A 17,232-nucleotide genomic window follows, 5' to 3' on the forward strand; every position below is an offset into this window, starting at 1 on the left:
TTCAAGATTCACACTCGGTTGTGACGCGCAGCCGCCAAATAATTGAGAAAGTATAAAATTGCATGCTGGGGTTAAACTCAATTTCTGCCCTAAGCGCGCCTTTGCAATATTCATCTATAAGGCTGTTGCTGCTTTTTGTGTGGCGCCATCCAGCCTGCGCGAGATTTGACCTGTAGTGTTCGAAGACCTGCCCCGAACTTAGAGATGTCTTATATCTGCTAGAGACCAGCGCTGCACTAGTCTTATGGTTGTCTGCTTTTTCGATGAGGGCGGCATTGGGGGGCGGAGGGATTTTTTCCGCTTCCTGAATAATAGTTGGCATGCTGACGTAGTTTTTTGTCGGCGAAGACAACCCAGTCACCCAATAAATTGCAGCAGATAGAACTGCCAAGGCGACAAGCGCCTTGGCCCCTATGATTGCTTTGCTGGTCGTCTCTTTATTCATTGTCTATTTACTTGATTGTTGACTGAACCCGGTGTTGCGGCTCCTCCACCGACACCGATCCCAACGTTTATAGCTGCGCCAGCAGTATTCCCTGCAACACCGCCTCCGATTCCAGAGTAGTAGCCAGCGGATGCGCCATAACCGTCGAGATAGTTATTCAGCTGGGATCTTGATGGCATAAGAGGAGACACAACAAATCCTGCAGATGCATTGACGCCAAAACCGCTTGAAGGATAACCACGTGTGAAACCGCACCCGCAAAAGGTGTCGCCATACTTAGTGTAAGTCACACTACATGACATAACGTATGCGCTCGCTTCGGCAGAGAAATAATCTGGTGCATGAGGATTCTGCCACGTTGCGCCTGCTCTTGCCTGAGCAGCTTGCGTTTGCGGTGAGTTTATTGCGGACTGGGCTTGCCCATAGCTAGCGAGTTGGCCTGCACTCATACCGCCAGCGCCAGGGAACGCAGAAGCCAGTCCCCAGAAGTCGACTCTAGATGTGGGGTTACCTTCTACATATCCATACGTATTCAGTCCACCGTTGAGCCCAATTGGGTCACTCTCGACATAGCGCCCGGTCTGCGGGTCGTAATCGCGGAAGTAGTTGTAGTGCAACCCAGTTTCAGCATCGTAGTACTGACCTGGGAAACGGAGGTTTAGAGTCAAGGAACCGTTGGCTTCCCCTACACCAAAGGCGTCGGGTTTCCATTCCCACACCTTGTCCTGTAAGGCGTTCGTTGCGATACGAGGTGTGTTGAGATGGTCGCTATGGAGATAGAACAGCGCGCTGTTGGCAAGTGCGCCTGTCGTATCGTAATTCACGCTCACACCGCCCAACGGCATACCTTCAAGCCAGACATAAAACTGACTCGTAAGCTTCATACCGTGGCTGTCGAACAGGGTTTCGCCCAGCAATTCTCCACCAAGCCCATAGAGAAATGTGGTAACGCCTTGTGGAGTAATTTTCTGGGTGCGTTGACCTAGAGCGTTGTAGCGAAACTGAGCCCGGATCACTCCGTCAATTTTCACGCTGCTCAGGCGATTCTGTTCGTCGTATGAGAGTTGGCGATTGTCGCGGTCTTTGATCAGATTGCCTGTCGCATCGGAACTCACCAAATGGTCGTCTATTTGGATCAAACGATTGTTACTGGCGCCATACTGGTAGGTCGTGACTGCACTGTCTTGCACTTTGCCTTCGACCAGAGGCGTGAGAGTTTTGTTGGTGCGATTACCCACAGCGTCATAGGTAAAGGTTTGCTGTCGGGTGGCATTTGCTTCTTCTGTCAGGCGATCGAGCGCGTCATAGCGGTAATTCAGATCGCCGATCGAGCTGCTTTGTACTTTGGTGATGTTTCCGATGGCATCGTAGGCATAGGTATTGCTCCAGCCTGCGACGGTTTGTGCAGTTAGCCGATAGTCCAGATCGTAGGTGCGTTGAAGCGTAGTGCCATTATTCCAGGTCAGGTTTTTGAGTGGACCGAAAGGTAGATACGCAATGTCGCTCACGAAGGTGGTCGGTTCATCTGCGCCACGCCGCACTTGCACTTGACTGACCTGCCCGGCGGAGTTGCGTAGGTAGTGGATGCTGAACCCGGTCGGATAGTCGATCCGACTCAGTCGATTTGCCCCATCGTATCCAAAACCCAGTTTTTCCAGTTGGGTTGCTTCATTCGTTCGCGGTGTATGCAGTTGGGCTGTGAGGTTGCCTTGCGCGTCGTAGGTGTAACTCAGGACGCCATTTATGTCTTCCACTGCTGTCAGTCGGCCGATACCCTTGTTGCCGTTGGCAATCGAGTCGTAGTGGAAGCGAATATCCAGCCCTGAGTTTGCGGGATAACGGCGTGTGGTCAATCGATTGAGGGCATCGTAGGTGAAAGTTGTGACTACGCCGCGCGCATCGGTTTTTTGTGTGATGTTGCCAGCGGCGTCATATTTGTAGCTACTGATACCAGTGTCGGGGCTGTCCAGTTGTGTCAGGTTTCCTAGGCCATCGTATTGATATCGAGTGATCATACCGCGTGAGTCGCTGACTTGTGTGAGGTTGTCTTGAGCGTCGTATTCGAAATTAGTCGTGCCGTTTAGTGGGTCAGTGTTCTTTATTAAGCGGTCGAGTGAGTCATAGGCTCCAGTGTGGTTGTAATTACGAGGATTGGTAATAGTGGTCGGATTGTTGTTCAGGTCATATTGCGTGCGACTGATCTGGCCACTAGCTCCCACTGAGTGAAGTAAGCGTCCGAGCTCGTCATATACCCATCGATGCTGTTTTGTCAGATCACCTGTACTATTTTTGAGTCGTAATGTGGTGCGATTACCCATCGGGTCGAGATTAAATTCGATCTTTTCCTCAAGGCTATTAGTGATACGAATGAGCCGCCTGGCGTCATCCCAGGTGTATGTTAACCAGCTACCATCGGTACGAATCAGCTTGGTAATGTCACCGACAGCATTGTGTTCGAGGCGCGTAGTGTTATTGGCGTTACTTACTGACGTTAACCAGCCTTGCGGCGCGTAGGTCAGGTTTGTGATGACTCCATTGGGATCGACAATAGTTTGTGGGTTACCCATAGCGTCGAAATTCGAAAGCTCAGTAATGTGTCCGAGCGCGTTGATGACGCGTGTCAAATGACCTTTCGTATTGTATTCGTAGCGGGTGATGTCGTTTACATCGTCCCGGGGGCCATTCGATAACTCAAGCAGGCCTTCAGTGTTGTAGGTGAATGACCTGCTGCGCTCCGCTGTTTGCCCAAACTGGGATGTAATGGTGGCTCCGCCTAGTGCAAGCGCAAAAAGACCTGCGGTCAATATCAGTGTGTTCATGATCAGATCCTTCTGAGTCAGCGTGCGGTAACGGTTTGAGTGAGTTGTCGTCCTTCAGTGTCGTAGGTGTATTGAATTAACCGGTTCGGTTGGGTGATGCGTACGGGAAGGAGTAGAGTTGGGTGCCATTCGGTGATGATGGTTCTGGAGTCGGTTGTTCCGCTGGCTTCGGTGCGGGAGGTTTCTAAACCACGATCATTGTGGATATACGTTGTGATGTTTCCATTGTTGTCAGTCTTCGACTTAAGCAGGCCGCGTTCGTCATAAATAAAGGTAGAGTTGCTATTTGGGCAATTAGCAGTGGGTTCGCCATCAACCGAAGTGATGCGTTTGACGCCTTGAAAGAAGCCGAATTTGTAGTTTGTATGTTTGCCGAGAGCATTCGTAACCGTAGCTGAATCGTCGAGGTTGTATTTGATCTTTGTTTTTTCTGCTCCGTTAGCGTGCTCGCTAGAGATGGCGCGGCCATGATCGTCATAACTCCACGATGCATAGGTGACGCCACGCTCGTCAGTTATCGACGTCAGTAGCCTACCGTCCCGAGGATCCTGGTAGAAGTACCTCTTTTGATCTGATTTGGTAGTAAATACTCTCGATACGGCCTTGAGTTGTCGATAATCATCATAGCTGTATTCGATCTGCATATCTTCGGATGAGAAGCTTAGGGGCTGTTTATTAGTGTCTTCTGTAAATTTTATCGTGGTGCCGTAGTTGTCAGTGACAGTAATATGGTTTTCTTCATATTTGATACTTTGCACTGTGCCCAATTTGCGGATTTCAGTAAGCCTGCCGTTCTCGTTAAAGATGTAATAATAATTTTCTGGTGAATGGTACGTCCATTGGAGTTTCCCTTTTGTCAAGGATTCTGCGGTTGGATTTTTTGGTTGATAGGTATCTCCTATTTTATTAAATGTCGATGTTTTACCATTGGCATGAGCAATAGATACGGAGTTCGTATCGAAGAGCATGCGAGACGCATAATTGTGTATCCATGTACCACTTTTGCTGCTGTAATTTCGTGAAAATTCAATTTCGTTGGGTTTGCGTATTTTTCTTGGTGCAGGGAAGTCTGTCTCTAGTTCGATTTTGTGGCCCGTCAAAAAATTAATCGGGTTCCCGACAATATTGGATGGGCAGCTATTATCTATGCTCTCAACTTCACATATTCCCGTCAGTTTGTTAAGTGATTTATTCTTTTCGCAGGAGTCTCCGGTGAGGAGTATTTCCGCTGTGAAAGTGCCGGGATCAGGCCCGCCGTCTTCCTCGTCTATTTCGATAGGTTCATAGTCTATCTTGCATAGCCATTTCCAATCGTAAGTTTCATGTGGTATGGCGGGGTTGTAACCCAATATATAATCGTCGTGCTCAATTTTTAATTTTTTATGGAGCGCTTGGCACGCAATTTCTGGAGAGTTATGCTGCGTGGGTTGATTGAGAAGCCCCCCCGCTTTCCAGTTGTATATTTCAGCTGTTGAGTATTGATGGAATGTTGATGTTAGAAGCAAGATGGGGATGCCGAAACTTTGTTTGATGTTCATTTGATCTTCCATGATCATTCTTAATATTTTGTTGGTTAATTTCAGTGAGTGCCCCTCCAGTTTATTAGCCGCAGTTGACTGCTTTGCGGTACATATATATTGCATTTGTAAAATTGTGCGGCGCGTTGCTTGGCCAGCGTTGGGTCTAGGCTCTAGGCTCTAGGGTCTAGGGAGGGGCTGGGGTGAGAGGTGCTGGCTCGTCAGCAGCTTCTACGACACGGGTCGCGCAAACCTTGGCCGTAGGGCTACATGCAGCGCGTGTGCCTGAAATGGCGGGATCTTGTTACGCATTGAGCAGGCAAAAAGCCGATTCATGTAGTATAACTACAAGCGTGCTACATCCCCGGCACCTGCCAATTACAAAGAGTCCAGCCCCTTGAATCTGCTGCAACACATCGCCCAGTCACGTCACCTGTTACGCAAGTCGGAGCTCAAGGTCGCCGACCACGTGCTGCTTGATCCTGCGGCGGTGATGCACAGTTCCATGGCCGACCTGGCCCACAGCGTGGGCATCAGCGAGCCGACTATCGTGCGGTTTTGCCGCGCCATCGGTTGCTCTGGGTTCCAGGATTTGAAGCTGAAACTGGCGCAGAGCCTGGCGGCCGGCGCGAGCTTCGGGCAATTCGCGATTCATGAAGACGATTCGGTTGCCGATTACAGCCTGAAAATCTTCGACACCACCCTGCACACCCTGATGGAAGTTCGCGAGAAACTCGATCCGGTGGCGTTGCAAAAAGCCGTGACCGCGATGTCCCAGGCCCAGCGTGTCGAGTTCTACGGCTTCGGCGCGTCCGGTGCGGTGGCGGCGGATGCCCAACACAAGTTCTTCCGTTTGCTGCTGACCGCGGCGGCGTATTCCGACCCGCACATGCAGGCGATGTCGGCGGTGACATTGAAGCCGACCGACGTGGCGATCTGCATTTCCCAGTCAGGTCGCTCAAAGGACCTGTTGATCACCGCCAACCTGGTGCGTGAAAGCGGCGCCACGCTGATCACCCTGTGCCCGAGCCAGACGCCGTTGGCCGAGCTGTCGACGGTCAACCTGGCGATCGACGTGCACGAAGACACTGAAATCTACACGCCGCTGACTTCGCGTATTGCGCACTTGGTGGTGATTGATGTGCTGGCAATGGGCGTGGCCATGGCCCGTGGGCCGAGCCTGGTCAATCACCTGAAAAGCGTCAAGCGCAGCCTTCGCAGCTTGCGGCTGTCGCCCAAGTCGGTGAAAGCCCTCGACGATTGATTCTGATCTCAGATGGCTGGAAGGTCGTTCCGACCTTCATTCGCGGGCAAGCCCGCTCCCACAGGATTCCCTGTTGTTCACGCATTTTGTGCAACATAGTCGATCTCTGTGGGAGCGGGCTTGCCCGCGAAGGCGTCCTCAAAAGCGCCGAAGATTCACATCCCTGTAACCCCTCCGCCGCCAAACCGTCATCCCCGGCGCCTATCTTGAAACTCCCGTACTCGCCTTGGGAGACCCGAAATGGCCCAGCCCTACGAAGAACGCAACAGCGCCGTCAAAACCCGTCGCCAGCAAGAAGACCAGCGCCGCATGGAGTTTCGCCGCGCCATCGAAGATCGCTGCGAACGCCGCCAGCTTCTGGCCGAAATCGGCGAATTTCCCGACGACCTCGAACTCAACTATTGGCAGGCAGCACCGGTAACTTCCCGTCGAAACGCTCAACCAGCGCGCTGATCTGCGCTCGTTCGCTGCGGATAAACGCAAGGAATGCGTGGGCCACCGGCGATAGTCGTTTGGCCTTGGCCTGCACCAGGCACCAACTACGCAGCAGCGGCAGCTCTTCGACCGGCAGTTCAATCAGGGCGCCGGTCGCCAACTCAAGGTTCAGGGCATGGCGCGTCAACAGCGCCAGGCCCAGACCCGCCAGCACGCATTCACGCTGAGCTTCGGCCGAGGCGACCTCCTGGGTCTGGGTGAAGTGCACGCGTTTCTCTTTGAAATACTCCTCGCAGGCCAGTCGCGTGCCGGAACCGGGTTCGCGCAACAGCAGTGTGTAGGGCTCCAGATCCTGCAAGCGCAACGGACCCATATGGCACAGCGGATGATCCGGCGGTGCCACGGCTACAATCGGGTTGTTGAGGAACGGCAGAAACTCCAGCCCCATGTCCTGTGGAACCATCGACATGATCACCAGATCATCACGGTTATCCGACAGGCGCCGGATAACCTGGCCGCGGTTGACCACCGTCAGGTGCAGGTTCACTTCCGGGTGCTGGCGCTTGAACGCGGCAAACAGGTGCGGCACGAAATACTTGGCGCTGGATTCCACCGCCAGTTTCAGCTGACCCTGCAATGAACCTTGCATGTCCGACAGCTGCATATCGAGGTTTTCCAGGCGGCCGAAAATATCCCGGCTGGCGCGCTGCAGCGCTTCGGCCGCCTCGGTCATGTAGAGTTTTTTGCCGACGTAATCGAACAAGGGCTGACCGATCAGCTCTTCGAGTTGACGAATCTGTAGGCTCACGGCAGGTTGTGTGAGAGACATTTCGTCGGCAGCGCGGCTGTAGGACCTTAAATCGCACACCTCATTGAAGATCTGCAATTGACGCAATGTCATACGCATCAATGACTTACGCATTTTCTATAAATCCTGAGCGAAGGCCGATGACTCAACTATAAGTCTTTTCTTATGCCTGACCCAATTATTATTCATTTTTGTTAATCCCTTGCGAGAGCTAGTGTGGAGCTGCGACTGAATTGAAACATTTGGTCACGCGTCGACCTGTCTAATCGGGTCGTGGGTGCCACCGGCTCAAGGGAACCTCCAAGTGATAAAAAAGATCCTGATTGCCAACCGTGGTGAGATTGCCGTACGAATCGTGCGCGCCTGCGCCGAAATGGGCATTCGCTCGGTCGCGATCTATTCCGACGCCGACCGTCATGCCTTGCATGTGAAGCGTGCGGACGAGGCCCACAGCATCGGTGCCGAGCCACTGGCCGGTTACCTGAACCCGCGCAAGCTGGTGAACCTGGCGGTGGAAACCGGTTGCGATGCGTTGCACCCCGGCTACGGCTTCCTTTCGGAAAATGCCGAGCTGGCAGACATCTGCGCTGAACGCGGGATCAAATTCATTGGTCCATCGGCTGAAGTGATTCGCCGCATGGGCGACAAGACCGAAGCGCGCCGCAGCATGATCAAGGCCGGCGTGCCGGTCACGCCAGGCACCGAAGGCAACGTGTCGGGCATTGAAGAAGCCCTGACCGAAGGTGACCGTATCGGTTACCCGGTGATGCTCAAGGCCACCTCCGGTGGTGGCGGCCGTGGCATTCGTCGTTGCAACAGTCGCGAAGAACTTGAACAAGCCTTTCCGCGAGTGATTTCCGAAGCCACCAAGGCATTCGGTTCGGCGGAAGTGTTCCTGGAAAAATGCATCGTAAACCCGAAACACATCGAAGCGCAGATCCTCGGCGACAGCTTCGGCAACGTGGTGCACCTGTTCGAGCGTGACTGCTCGATCCAGCGCCGCAACCAGAAGCTGATCGAGATCGCTCCGAGCCCGCAACTGACCCCGGAACAGCGCGCCTACATCGGCGACCTGTCGGTGCGTGCAGCCAAGGCCGTGGGTTACGAGAACGCCGGCACCGTGGAGTTCCTGCTCGCCGAGGGCGAGGTGTACTTCATGGAGATGAACACCCGAGTGCAGGTGGAGCACACCATCACCGAAGAAATCACCGGCATCGACATCGTTCGCGAGCAGATCCGTATCGCGTCCGGTTTGCCGCTCTCGGTGAAACAGGAAGACATCCAGCATCGCGGTTTCGCGCTGCAGTTCCGGATCAACGCCGAAGACCCGAAAAACAACTTCCTGCCGAGCTTCGGCAAGATCACCCGTTACTACGCGCCCGGCGGTCCCGGCGTGCGCACCGACACAGCGATCTATACCGGCTACACCATTCCGCCGTTCTACGATTCGATGTGCCTGAAACTGGTGGTCTGGGCGCTGACCTGGGAAGAGGCGATGGACCGTGGCTTGCGTGCCCTCGACGACATGCGTCTGCAAGGGGTCAAGACCACCGCCGCGTACTACCAGGAAATCCTGCGTAACCCGGAATTCCGTAGCGGCCAGTTCAACACCAGCTTCGTTGAAAGCCACCCTGAACTGACCAACTACTCGATCAAGCGCAAACCCGAAGAGCTGGCCCTGGCCATCGCCGCCGCCATCGCCGCCCACGCAGGCCTGTGAGGAATATTCCAATGACAAAGAAAATCCACGTTACCGACACAATCCTGCGCGACGCCCACCAATCGCTGCTCGCCACCCGCATGCGCACCGAAGACATGCTGCCGATCTGCGACAAGCTCGACAAAGTCGGCTACTGGTCGCTGGAAGTCTGGGGCGGCGCGACCTTCGATGCCTGCGTACGCTTCCTGAAAGAAGACCCGTGGGAGCGTCTGCGCCAACTGCGCGCCGCGTTGCCCAACACCCGTCTGCAAATGCTCCTGCGTGGTCAGAACCTGCTGGGCTACCGCCATTACAGCGACGATGTGGTCAAAGCCTTCGTCGCCAAGGCCGCGGTCAACGGCATCGATGTGTTCCGCATCTTCGACGCCATGAACGACGTGCGTAACCTGCGAGTCGCCATCGAAGCGGTGAAAGCGGCCGGCAAACACGCCCAGGGCACCATCGCCTACACCACCAGCCCGGTGCACACCATCGAGGCTTTTGTGGCGCAAGCCAAGCAAATGGAAGCCATGGGTTGTGACTCGGTGGCGATCAAGGACATGGCGGGTCTGCTGACCCCGTACGCCACTGGTGAGCTGGTCAAGGCACTGAAAGCCGAGCAATCGCTGCCGGTGTTCATCCACTCCCACGACACCGCCGGCCTGGCTGCGATGTGCCAACTGAAGGCCATCGAAAACGGCGCCGACCATATCGACACCGCGATCTCCAGCTTCGCCTGGGGCACCAGCCACCCGGGCACCGAATCGATGGTCGCCGCCCTTAAAGGCAGCGAGTTCGATACCGGCCTGAACCTGGAGCTGCTGCAAGAGATCGGCCTGTACTTCTACGCCGTGCGCAAGAAGTACCACCAGTTCGAAAGCGAATTCACTGCCGTCGACACTCGCGTGCAAGTCAACCAGGTTCCGGGCGGGATGATTTCCAACCTGGCTAACCAGTTGAAAGAGCAGGGCGCACTGAACCGCATGAGCGAAGTGCTGGCGGAAATCCCGCGCGTTCGCGAAGACCTCGGCTTCCCGCCGCTGGTGACCCCGACCTCGCAAATCGTCGGCACCCAGGCGTTCTTCAACGTGCTGGCCGGCGAGCGCTACAAGACCATCACCAACGAAGTGAAGCTCTATCTGCAGGGCGGCTACGGCAAGGCGCCGGGCACCGTGAACGAGAAACTGCGTCGCCAGGCCATTGGCAGCGAAGAGGTGATCGACGTGCGTCCGGCCGATCTGCTCAAGCCGGAGATGACCAAGCTGCGTGCTGAAATCGGCGCCGTGGCCAAGTCTGAAGAAGACGTGCTGACCTACGCGATGTTCCCGGACATCGGCCGCAAGTTCCTCGAAGAACGTGCAGCCGGCACCCTGACCCCGGAAGTGCTGCTGCCGATTCCTGAGGCGGGCGGTGTGGCCTCGGCTGGTGGTGAAGGCGTGCCGACCGAGTTCGTCATCGACGTTCACGGCGAAACCTACCGCGTCGACATTACCGGTGTCGGCGTCAAGGCTGAAGGCAAGCGCCACTTCTACCTGTCCATCGATGGCATGCCGGAAGAAGTGGTGTTCGAACCGCTCAACGAGTTTGTCAGCGGTGGCAGCAGCAAGCGCAAGCAGGCCACTGCACCGGGCCACGTCAGCACCACCATGCCGGGCAACATCGTCGATGTGCTGGTCAAGGAAGGCGACATCGTGAAAGCCGGCCAGGCCGTGCTGATCACCGAGGCGATGAAGATGGAAACCGAAGTCCAGTCGGCCATCGCCGGTAAAGTCACCGCCATCCACGTAGCCAAGGGCGACCGGGTGAACCCGGGCGAGATTCTGATCGAGATCGAAGGCTGAGTTAACAGCCTCGATATACCGCTTTAACCTCGGGGGGGGCATGTGCTCCCCTTTTTTTTCGCACTGGGTTTGTGGCTGTTAGAAACTCATTCGCCACTGACCTGTCACGCCGTGGTTACGGCTGTCGGTGCCGATCTCGCCAGTGAGTCCGATGCCCAGGGTGTGTTTTGCTGACAATCCAAGGTCCAGCCCTGTATCGACCAGCAGGCTGTCACGATCCAGCGGCGCACCGGAAACGGTGAAGTTTTTTCCGCCCGTTACCAATCGTTGGCGGGTATCGCTGTAGACGTCCCCGTAAGTGTGTTTCCAGCCGGCACTGAACCGTGGCGTCAGTTGCATGCCGTTATCCAGAGTGTTGAGCTTCGCCAGCCGCAGGCCGAATGTGCTGTTCAAATTGTTCTGCGTTTGACCGTGTACCTTCAGAGCCGCAGCGCCACCTTTTTCCGTGTAAGTGTCGCGCTGATAGCGCTGGTAGCCCAGGCTGGCAAACGGTTCGATGCTGACGTTCGTCCGCCCCAGGTTGTAACCCAATTCCGCAAAGGCCTGCTGGGTGTTGGCATCGTAACGGCCTTCGGGGCGGTCGCTGAAACCTTTGAAGGCAACCCGGCGTTTAGTGCTGCCATCGTGACTGCTGTAGGTCGCACCCAGGCGCAGGGACATTGGTCCGTTTTGACGTAGGGCATAAGCTCCCAAATGCCAGCTGTCGAGATCGCCGTCGAGTCCGCGGCTGTCCAGCCGCGTTTCGGATTTGCCGCTCATCACCCCGATGCGCCATTCCTCATCGATGCCCCAATCAGCTCCCAGTACCAGACCGTGGGTTGTGTGTTTCAGAGCGTCGTAGTCGCGATCCAGCGTTCCACCGTGACCCAATGCTTGAAGCCAGACTCGGCCATTGTCTTCGCTGCCGGCGGCTAGGCGTGGCGCATTGCGCCTGGTGGAATTGCTGTAGCTACTAGCGCTGTCCAGCTGGCGCATGGCCGAGAGCATGGTCGTGCTGATTGGGCTGTCACTGTTCAGGGTCGCTTTCGCAAGGTTGGCGTTGTTGCCGCCGTCCAGTTGGTCGATGGCCTGGGAGGCTGTTTCGGTGGTGGAGGCAAGCAGGGCCGTGACAGCGGCGTTCGCGGTATTGGGAGGTGTCTGCGCCGTCGTACTGGCTTTGGGTTCTTCAATACTGCGGGCGAGCTCCCGCCCGTTTTCGTTGGTCGCGAGACTCTCGAACGGCACTTTGTTGCGAGCGTAGGTCAGGCGGACGGCCTTTTTGTCGCCGTAGTCCGGGGTGGCCGTCATGAATGCGAGATTGTTTTCAATATTGCCGAAATGCCCGTCGACCTTGTCGGCCTCGATAATGGTGTACTGGGTGGTTTGCGGATAGTCGCCCGGTGCTGCGACGATTTTCAGGGTGGCATTGCCGAGGCTGGCGGTGCCGTCGACTTTGATCGTTTCGTGACGGCCGTCGGGGTTGACCTCATAGGCCAGGATGGCTGAGTTGGACAGGTTCAAATTGCCTTTGACCCGTGGGGCGCCATGCAATCCATCGACGTTGACGCGGCCGGAGACATCCAGGCCACCGACGGTGCCTGCACCTGCAAAAGTACCGCCGTGCGCGACTGTCACATGACCTTTGTCGCCGTTGTTGAAGAGCTTTCCGACCGTAATCGTCCCACCTTCGATTTCCCCGTCATTGGTCAGGATGCCGTCATCGAGCACCACCACACCCTCGTTGAAATCTCCGGTACTGGTCAGCGTCCAGGATCCCTGTGAAACATACAGGCCGTTGAAGTTGCGGGTATTCCCCAATCGGCCTCCGTCAGTTGCATCAAGCTGTATGACGTTGGTTCCTTTACCGCCATCGACCCGACCTTCGAAGCTTCCACCATTTTTGACGATGATGAGGTCATCTCTATTTTCCGGTCTCAGGGAAGTACCTCGTCGAGCGGGCTGCGGCGAATCAATCACTTTTTGAAAGGTGGTGTCCGCCTCGATAAAGGCTAGAAGCCGGGTAAGCGGGTGCGGTTCAGTATCAGGCTGCCCGGTTGCCTCAGCGATATTCGTCGCCTCAGCTTGCGCGGGTAGTTGTTGGGCGTTTGAAAATTCAGCGCAACCTAGCGCAAGCGCAATGGCCAGCGACAGGTGTTGTGGTCGGTATTTGTGTTGAACGGGCATCGAGTACGGCCTCTTTTGACAGGAGGCCAAACTCTAAAAGGGAGGTTATAGGTACCGATGTCAGCCGCTTCCGGCGGGCTTGCGGGGGTTGTCAGCAGGTTGTGAAGAAAATAGTCAGCCGCTTGAGGGCGGCTGTTTTTACCCATCCGAACTGGACGCTTTTTCTTACAGCGAATCGGGACAAGGGGGCTAGCGCATCAGCAAAAATGCATCTGCCGCAGATCAAAAGACCCCAGCCTTCAGCAGCTCTTACCGGCCCACATACGCCTTCCCGTAATGCCGCTCCATCCTTGCCTGAATCAGCTCCAACCCAATCGACATCAGCCAATAAATCACCGCCGCCGTCGTCAGCATTTCGATATAGCGATAGCTCGAACGTCCATACGATTGCGCCAGGAACATCACCTCCCAAACCCCCATCACCGAGATCAGTGATGAGTCCTTGAGCATGGAGATGAACTGGTTGGTGGTGGGCGGGATGATGGTGCGCATGGCCTGGGGCAGGGTGACGCGCCAGAAGATCACGGTTTCGCGCATGCCCAGGGCCAGCGATGCTTCGCGTTGGCCATGGGGGACACCAAGGATGCCGGCGCGGAAGATTTCGCTCAGGTAGGCGCCATAGTTCAGCGACAGGGCAATGATGCCGGCGGCGATGGCGCCCGGCACGATGCCCAATTGCGGCAAGCCGAGGTAGATGAGCAATATCTGGATCAGCAGCGGCGTGCCGCGAAAGAATGAGGCATAGAAACTCGCGATGCCGAACGCCACGGCGCTTTTCGACAGTCGAGCCAGGGCGGTGATGAAGCCCAGCAGCGACGAAGCCACAATCGAGCACAGGCACAAAAACAGCGTCAGCGCCGCGCCTTGCAGAAAGCCGTTGGGCGCCAGGTGCAGGCCGATCAGGTTCGGCAGTTTGTCGAGGATGATCGAGAACTTCAGGTCGAAGCTCAGGAAGAAACTCGCAAACAACCCGAACATCGCCGCCCAAGTCAGGTACAGCCGGGTACGGAAGCCGAAGACCCGTTGCAGTAAAGACTCAACCACCGGTTGCGGTGGCTGAGGAGGTTTGGGGAAAGAAGTCATTTGCTGATGTCGGCGCCGATCCATTTTTGCGACAGCTTGCTCAAGGTGCCGTCCTGTTTCAACTGAGCGAACACCTCACGCACTTTGGCGTCCCACTGCGCGTCGCCTTTTTCGATGGCCACCGAGTTCGGCTCCGAGTACAACGGCTGGCCAGCGAGTTTGAAGCGTTTGTCTTCGTTCAGGCGCGGTTGCGCGGTGACGAGGTTGGTGAGGATCGCGTCCAGACGCACGCCAGCGCCCAGGCCCAGATCCTGGAATGCCACATTGTCAGTGTCATATGGAGCGATCTGCACGTTCTCGAACGGGTACTGCAATTGGGTGTCCTCAGCCCCTTCGATCACCAGGTTTTTGTTCAGGTAACTTTCATAGCTGGAGGCGCTGGTGAGGCCGACTTTCTTGCCGCTCAGGTCCTTGGCGCTGTGGATGCTATCGTCCTTGGCATTGACCACGATCACGGCGGGAGAGGCGTAGTACTCGACCGGGAAATCGAAGACTTCGGCGCGGGCCTTGCTCGGGGTCATGGAACAGATGCAGATGTCGTAACGCCCGCTCCAGCGGCCGGCGGCGATCACATCCCAGGACGGCGTTTCCAGGCGCAGCTTGACGCCCAGCTTGTCTGCCACGGCCTTGGCCACCTCAACGTCGAAACCGTCGAGCTGGTTTTGATCGTTGAGGAACGAGAAGGGTGGATAGCTTTCCATCAACACGCCGACCAGTTCTTTCTTTTGTTCGATGCGATCCAGGGTGGCGCCCGCAAAGACTTGGGTGGAGGCAGCTAGAATCGTCAGGCCCAGGGCCAGCAGCGGTTGAAATTTCACAGTTGATCCCTGAAAAAAAAGAGGTTGTTATTAACCGTATGGTGCGCATTAAATAGTTATAAGAACGACTCTGATAGTGAGTTATTTTCATAAGCTTATGAGTGAAAAGCATATGGGCGCAAACAGCACGGTAATTCTGGATGGCGGCATGGGTCGCGAGCTGCAACGTCGGGGGGCGCCGTTCCGGCAACCCGAGTGGTCGGCGCTGGCCTTGAGCGAGGCGCCGCGAGCCGTGGAGGCAGTGCACGCGGCTTATATCGAAAGCGGTGCCAACGTGATCACCAGCAACAGTTACGCGGTGGTGCCGTTCCACATTGGCGAAGAGCGTTTCGCGGCTGAAGGCCAGGCCCTTGCGGCATTGGCCGGTGAGCTGGCTCGGCGTGCTGTCGATGCGTCGGGCCAACCGGTGCGTGTGGCCGGTTCATTGCCGCCGTTGTTTGGCTCTTACCGCCCGGATTTGTTCGACGCTGCTCGAGTGACTGAACTGCTGAGCCCTCTGGTCAATGGCCTGGCGCCTCATGTTGACCTGTGGTTGGCCGAAACCCAGAGCTCGATCGTCGAGGCACGGGCGATCCATGCCGGTCTGCCGAAGGACGGCAAACCGTTCTGGCTGTCGTTTACCTTGAAGGATGAAGACACCGACGAAGTGCCGCGTTTGCGCTCCGGTGAACCCGTGGCTGAGGCCGCTGTGGTGGCGGCTGAGTTGGGGGTCGAGACTTTGCTGTTCAATTGCAGCCAGCCGGAGGTGATCGGCGCGGCGATTGATGCGGCGCGGGAAACCTTCGAGCGCTTGGGAGTGAAGATTCACATTGGCGCGTACGCCAATGCCTTCCCGCCGCAGCCGAAAGAGGCCACGGCCAACGACGGTCTGGACCCGCTGCGTGACGATCTCGACCCACCGGGTTACCTGCAGTGGGCGGCCGATTGGCAGAAGCGCGGGGCCAGCCATTTGGGCGGGTGCTGCGGGATCGGGCCGGAGCATATTGCGGTGCTCGCCCAGAAACTGGCGTAACGCCATTCGCGAGCAAGCCCGCTCCCACATGGATTGGAAGCTGATCACAGTTTTGTGGCCAGTCCAAAACCCTGTGGGAGCGGGCTTGCTCGCGAAGACGTCCAACCAGACGACAATTTATTTGCGGCACTCCGCCAACGTTTTCACCTGCCCCGATTCCGTCTGGTTCTCATCGCTCAACCACCGCTCGAACCCCGCCTGAATCACCGGCCATTCCGAATCCAGAATCGAATACCACGCCGTGTCGCGGTTCTGACCCTTGACCACCATGTGTTGGCGAAACACCCCCTCAAAACTGAACCCCAAGCGCTCCGCCGCGTATTTGGAGCGGGCATTGCCGTTGTTGCACTTCCACTCCAGACGCCGGTAACCCAGGGCAAAGGATTCCCTGGCCAGCAGGTAAACCGCCTCGGTGCTTTTCGGCGAACGCTGCATCGGTGCGCCGAAGGTCACATGGCCGATCTCGATGCGACCCTGAGCAGGAACAATCGACATCAGGCTGAGCAGGCCCTGCACGTCGCCGCTGACACGGTCGATCACGCTGAAGAAATACGGATCGCTGTTGGCTGCATGGTTGTTCAGCCAGTCGTTGAACGCGCTGCGCTCCGGGAAAGGACCATAAGGCAAATAATCCCAGAGTTTAGGGTCCGAGCCCGGGCCTTCCAGGGCTTTCCACAAACCGTCGGCGTGACGCGCCGGGTCAAGTTTTTCCAGGCGGATGAAACGTCCTTCGATCAGATGAACCGAGGGCGGCGGAACGCCTTTCCAGTCCGCGAGTGAAGTCGACATGCTGCTCTCCTTAAACCTTACTTAAAGGGCTTTGCGAAACTGGATGAAACCGGGACGTTCGGCGATGCGCTCATAGAGCTGGATCGCGGTGGCGTTGGTTTCGTGGGTCAGCCAATGGACCTTGCAGCACCCGTCCGCCTTGGCCGTGCTGTAGACGAATTCGATCAGTTGCCGACCGACGCCGGTGCCACGGGTTTCAGGCGTCACCAGTAAGTCTTGCAGGTAACAGGAGTTTTCGATGCTCCAGTTCGAGCGGTGATAGATGAAATGCACCATGCCCACCGCTTTGCCATCGGCCCAGGCGAGCGCCCCGTGGGTCGGTTCGTTCGGGTCGAGCAGGCGCTGCCAGGTGCTTTGAGTGACCGCCTCGGGTAGTTCGGTGTTGTAAAAGCGCAAGTAGGCTTGCCACAACGGCAGCCAGGCAGCGTGATCGTCGGCGGTGACCTGGCGGATGTCGATCTGACTCATGTTCATTCCTTAACGCGTCAAAGTGGCAGGTACGTGGAAAATTCCTTGGCGAATGCCTTTATCCTAGGCAG

The 17,232-nt window shown here is 56.4% G+C and carries 14 protein-coding genes; 5 read left to right on the plus strand and 9 right to left on the minus strand.

Annotation, left to right across the window (positions count from 1 at the left end):
• Position 1: 1 nt before the first annotated feature.
• The 3 genes from J3D54_RS08515 to J3D54_RS08525 are packed head-to-tail and all read right to left on the minus strand — an operon-like array spanning position 2 to position 4,802.
• Positions 2-445, minus strand: coding sequence for a hypothetical protein (locus J3D54_RS08515; RefSeq protein ID WP_253417507.1), 444 nt, complete (start codon positions 443-445; stop codon positions 2-4).
• Positions 442-3,264 carry an RHS repeat domain-containing protein gene (locus tag J3D54_RS08520; RefSeq protein ID WP_253417508.1) on the minus strand — a complete coding sequence of 941 codons (2,823 nt, stop codon included), beginning with the start codon at positions 3,262-3,264 and terminating at the stop codon, positions 442-444. The genes J3D54_RS08515 and J3D54_RS08520 overlap by 4 nt, the downstream gene beginning before the upstream one ends.
• 17 nt (positions 3,265-3,281) lie before the next feature.
• Complete coding sequence (locus J3D54_RS08525; RefSeq protein ID WP_253417509.1) at positions 3,282-4,802, minus strand: DUF6531 domain-containing protein; 1,521 nt, start codon at positions 4,800-4,802, stop codon at positions 3,282-3,284.
• 376 nt (positions 4,803-5,178) lie between these two features.
• Between J3D54_RS08525 and hexR the strand changes: the two genes are divergently transcribed.
• Positions 5,179-6,045 (plus strand): transcriptional regulator HexR, encoded by an 867-nt coding sequence (gene hexR / locus J3D54_RS08530; RefSeq protein ID WP_017850032.1) that lies wholly within the window; start codon positions 5,179-5,181, stop codon positions 6,043-6,045.
• Between the two features lie 240 nt (positions 6,046-6,285).
• Entirely contained in the window at positions 6,286-6,498 is a 213-nt protein-coding gene (locus J3D54_RS08535; RefSeq protein WP_026346042.1) for a PA3496 family putative envelope integrity protein, read from the plus strand.
• Here the strand turns inward: J3D54_RS08535 and J3D54_RS08540 are convergent.
• Complete coding sequence (locus J3D54_RS08540; protein WP_253417510.1) at positions 6,440-7,402, minus strand: LysR family transcriptional regulator; 963 nt, start codon at positions 7,400-7,402, stop codon at positions 6,440-6,442. The genes J3D54_RS08535 and J3D54_RS08540 overlap by 59 nt on opposite strands.
• A 190-nt stretch (positions 7,403-7,592) precedes the next feature.
• Between J3D54_RS08540 and J3D54_RS08545 the strand changes: the two genes are divergently transcribed.
• Positions 7,593-9,008 (plus strand): acetyl-CoA carboxylase biotin carboxylase subunit, encoded by a 1,416-nt coding sequence (locus J3D54_RS08545; RefSeq protein WP_007896523.1) that lies wholly within the window; start codon positions 7,593-7,595, stop codon positions 9,006-9,008.
• Between the two features lie 11 nt (positions 9,009-9,019).
• Positions 9,020-10,828: a sodium-extruding oxaloacetate decarboxylase subunit alpha gene (gene oadA, locus J3D54_RS08550; RefSeq protein ID WP_253417511.1), complete on the plus strand. Its 1,809-nt coding sequence runs from the start codon at positions 9,020-9,022 to the stop codon at positions 10,826-10,828.
• Positions 10,829-10,906: 78 nt separating this feature from the next.
• On the opposite strand, the gene J3D54_RS08555 is transcribed toward oadA, so the two are convergent.
• The 3 genes from J3D54_RS08555 to J3D54_RS08565 all read right to left on the minus strand — a co-directional run bounded on the left by J3D54_RS08555 (position 10,907) and on the right by J3D54_RS08565 (position 14,892).
• Positions 10,907-12,991, minus strand: a complete 2,085-nt coding sequence (locus J3D54_RS08555; protein ID WP_253426541.1) for an autotransporter domain-containing protein — start codon at positions 12,989-12,991, stop codon at positions 10,907-10,909.
• 249 nt (positions 12,992-13,240) lie between these two features.
• Positions 13,241-14,074, minus strand: coding sequence for an amino acid ABC transporter permease (locus J3D54_RS08560; RefSeq protein WP_253417512.1), 834 nt, complete (start codon positions 14,072-14,074; stop codon positions 13,241-13,243).
• Entirely contained in the window at positions 14,071-14,892 is an 822-nt protein-coding gene (locus J3D54_RS08565) for an ABC transporter substrate-binding protein (protein ID WP_253417513.1), read from the minus strand. Before J3D54_RS08565 ends, J3D54_RS08560 begins: the two co-directional genes overlap by 4 nt.
• 112 nt (positions 14,893-15,004) lie before the next feature.
• Here J3D54_RS08565 and J3D54_RS08570 point away from each other — a divergent pair, with 112 nt between their 5' ends.
• Positions 15,005-15,904 carry a homocysteine S-methyltransferase family protein gene (locus J3D54_RS08570; protein WP_253417514.1) on the plus strand — a complete coding sequence of 300 codons (900 nt, stop codon included), beginning with the start codon at positions 15,005-15,007 and terminating at the stop codon, positions 15,902-15,904.
• 117 nt (positions 15,905-16,021) lie between these two features.
• Here the strand turns inward: J3D54_RS08570 and J3D54_RS08575 are convergent, their stop codons facing one another.
• Positions 16,022-16,693, minus strand: coding sequence for a GNAT family N-acetyltransferase (locus J3D54_RS08575; RefSeq protein WP_253417515.1), 672 nt, complete (start codon positions 16,691-16,693; stop codon positions 16,022-16,024).
• A gap of 21 nt (positions 16,694-16,714) precedes the next feature.
• The gene (locus J3D54_RS08580) at positions 16,715-17,161 is read right to left on the minus strand and encodes a GNAT family N-acetyltransferase (protein WP_253417516.1); all 447 of its coding nucleotides are present in this window, start codon (positions 17,159-17,161) and stop codon (positions 16,715-16,717) included.
• Between the last annotated feature and the right edge of the window lie 71 nt (positions 17,162-17,232).

This window comes from Pseudomonas sp. GGS8, assembly GCF_024168645.1.
GTDB lineage: Bacteria > Pseudomonadota > Gammaproteobacteria > Pseudomonadales > Pseudomonadaceae > Aquipseudomonas.

What these genes read in the sequence shown, in the direction of transcription:
- J3D54_RS08515 (WP_253417507.1), bottom strand. Translation starts at nt 445, where the DNA reads ATGAATAAAGAGACGACCAGCAAAGCAATCATAGGGGCCAAGGCGCTT.
- J3D54_RS08520 (WP_253417508.1), bottom strand. Translation starts at nt 3,264, where the DNA reads ATGAACACACTGATATTGACCGCAGGTCTTTTTGCGCTTGCACTAGGC.
- J3D54_RS08525 (WP_253417509.1), bottom strand. Translation starts at nt 4,802, where the DNA reads ATGAACATCAAACAAAGTTTCGGCATCCCCATCTTGCTTCTAACATCA.
- J3D54_RS08535 (WP_026346042.1), top strand. Translation starts at nt 6,286, where the DNA reads ATGGCCCAGCCCTACGAAGAACGCAACAGCGCCGTCAAAACCCGTCGC.
- J3D54_RS08540 (WP_253417510.1), bottom strand. Translation starts at nt 7,402, where the DNA reads ATGCGTAAGTCATTGATGCGTATGACATTGCGTCAATTGCAGATCTTC.
- oadA (WP_253417511.1), top strand. Translation starts at nt 9,020, where the DNA reads ATGACAAAGAAAATCCACGTTACCGACACAATCCTGCGCGACGCCCAC.
- J3D54_RS08555 (WP_253426541.1), bottom strand. Translation starts at nt 12,991, where the DNA reads ATGCCCGTTCAACACAAATACCGACCACAACACCTGTCGCTGGCCATT.
- J3D54_RS08560 (WP_253417512.1), bottom strand. Translation starts at nt 14,074, where the DNA reads ATGACTTCTTTCCCCAAACCTCCTCAGCCACCGCAACCGGTGGTTGAG.
- J3D54_RS08570 (WP_253417514.1), top strand. Translation starts at nt 15,005, where the DNA reads ATGGGCGCAAACAGCACGGTAATTCTGGATGGCGGCATGGGTCGCGAG.
- J3D54_RS08575 (WP_253417515.1), bottom strand. Translation starts at nt 16,693, where the DNA reads ATGTCGACTTCACTCGCGGACTGGAAAGGCGTTCCGCCGCCCTCGGTT.
- J3D54_RS08580 (WP_253417516.1), bottom strand. Translation starts at nt 17,161, where the DNA reads ATGAGTCAGATCGACATCCGCCAGGTCACCGCCGACGATCACGCTGCC.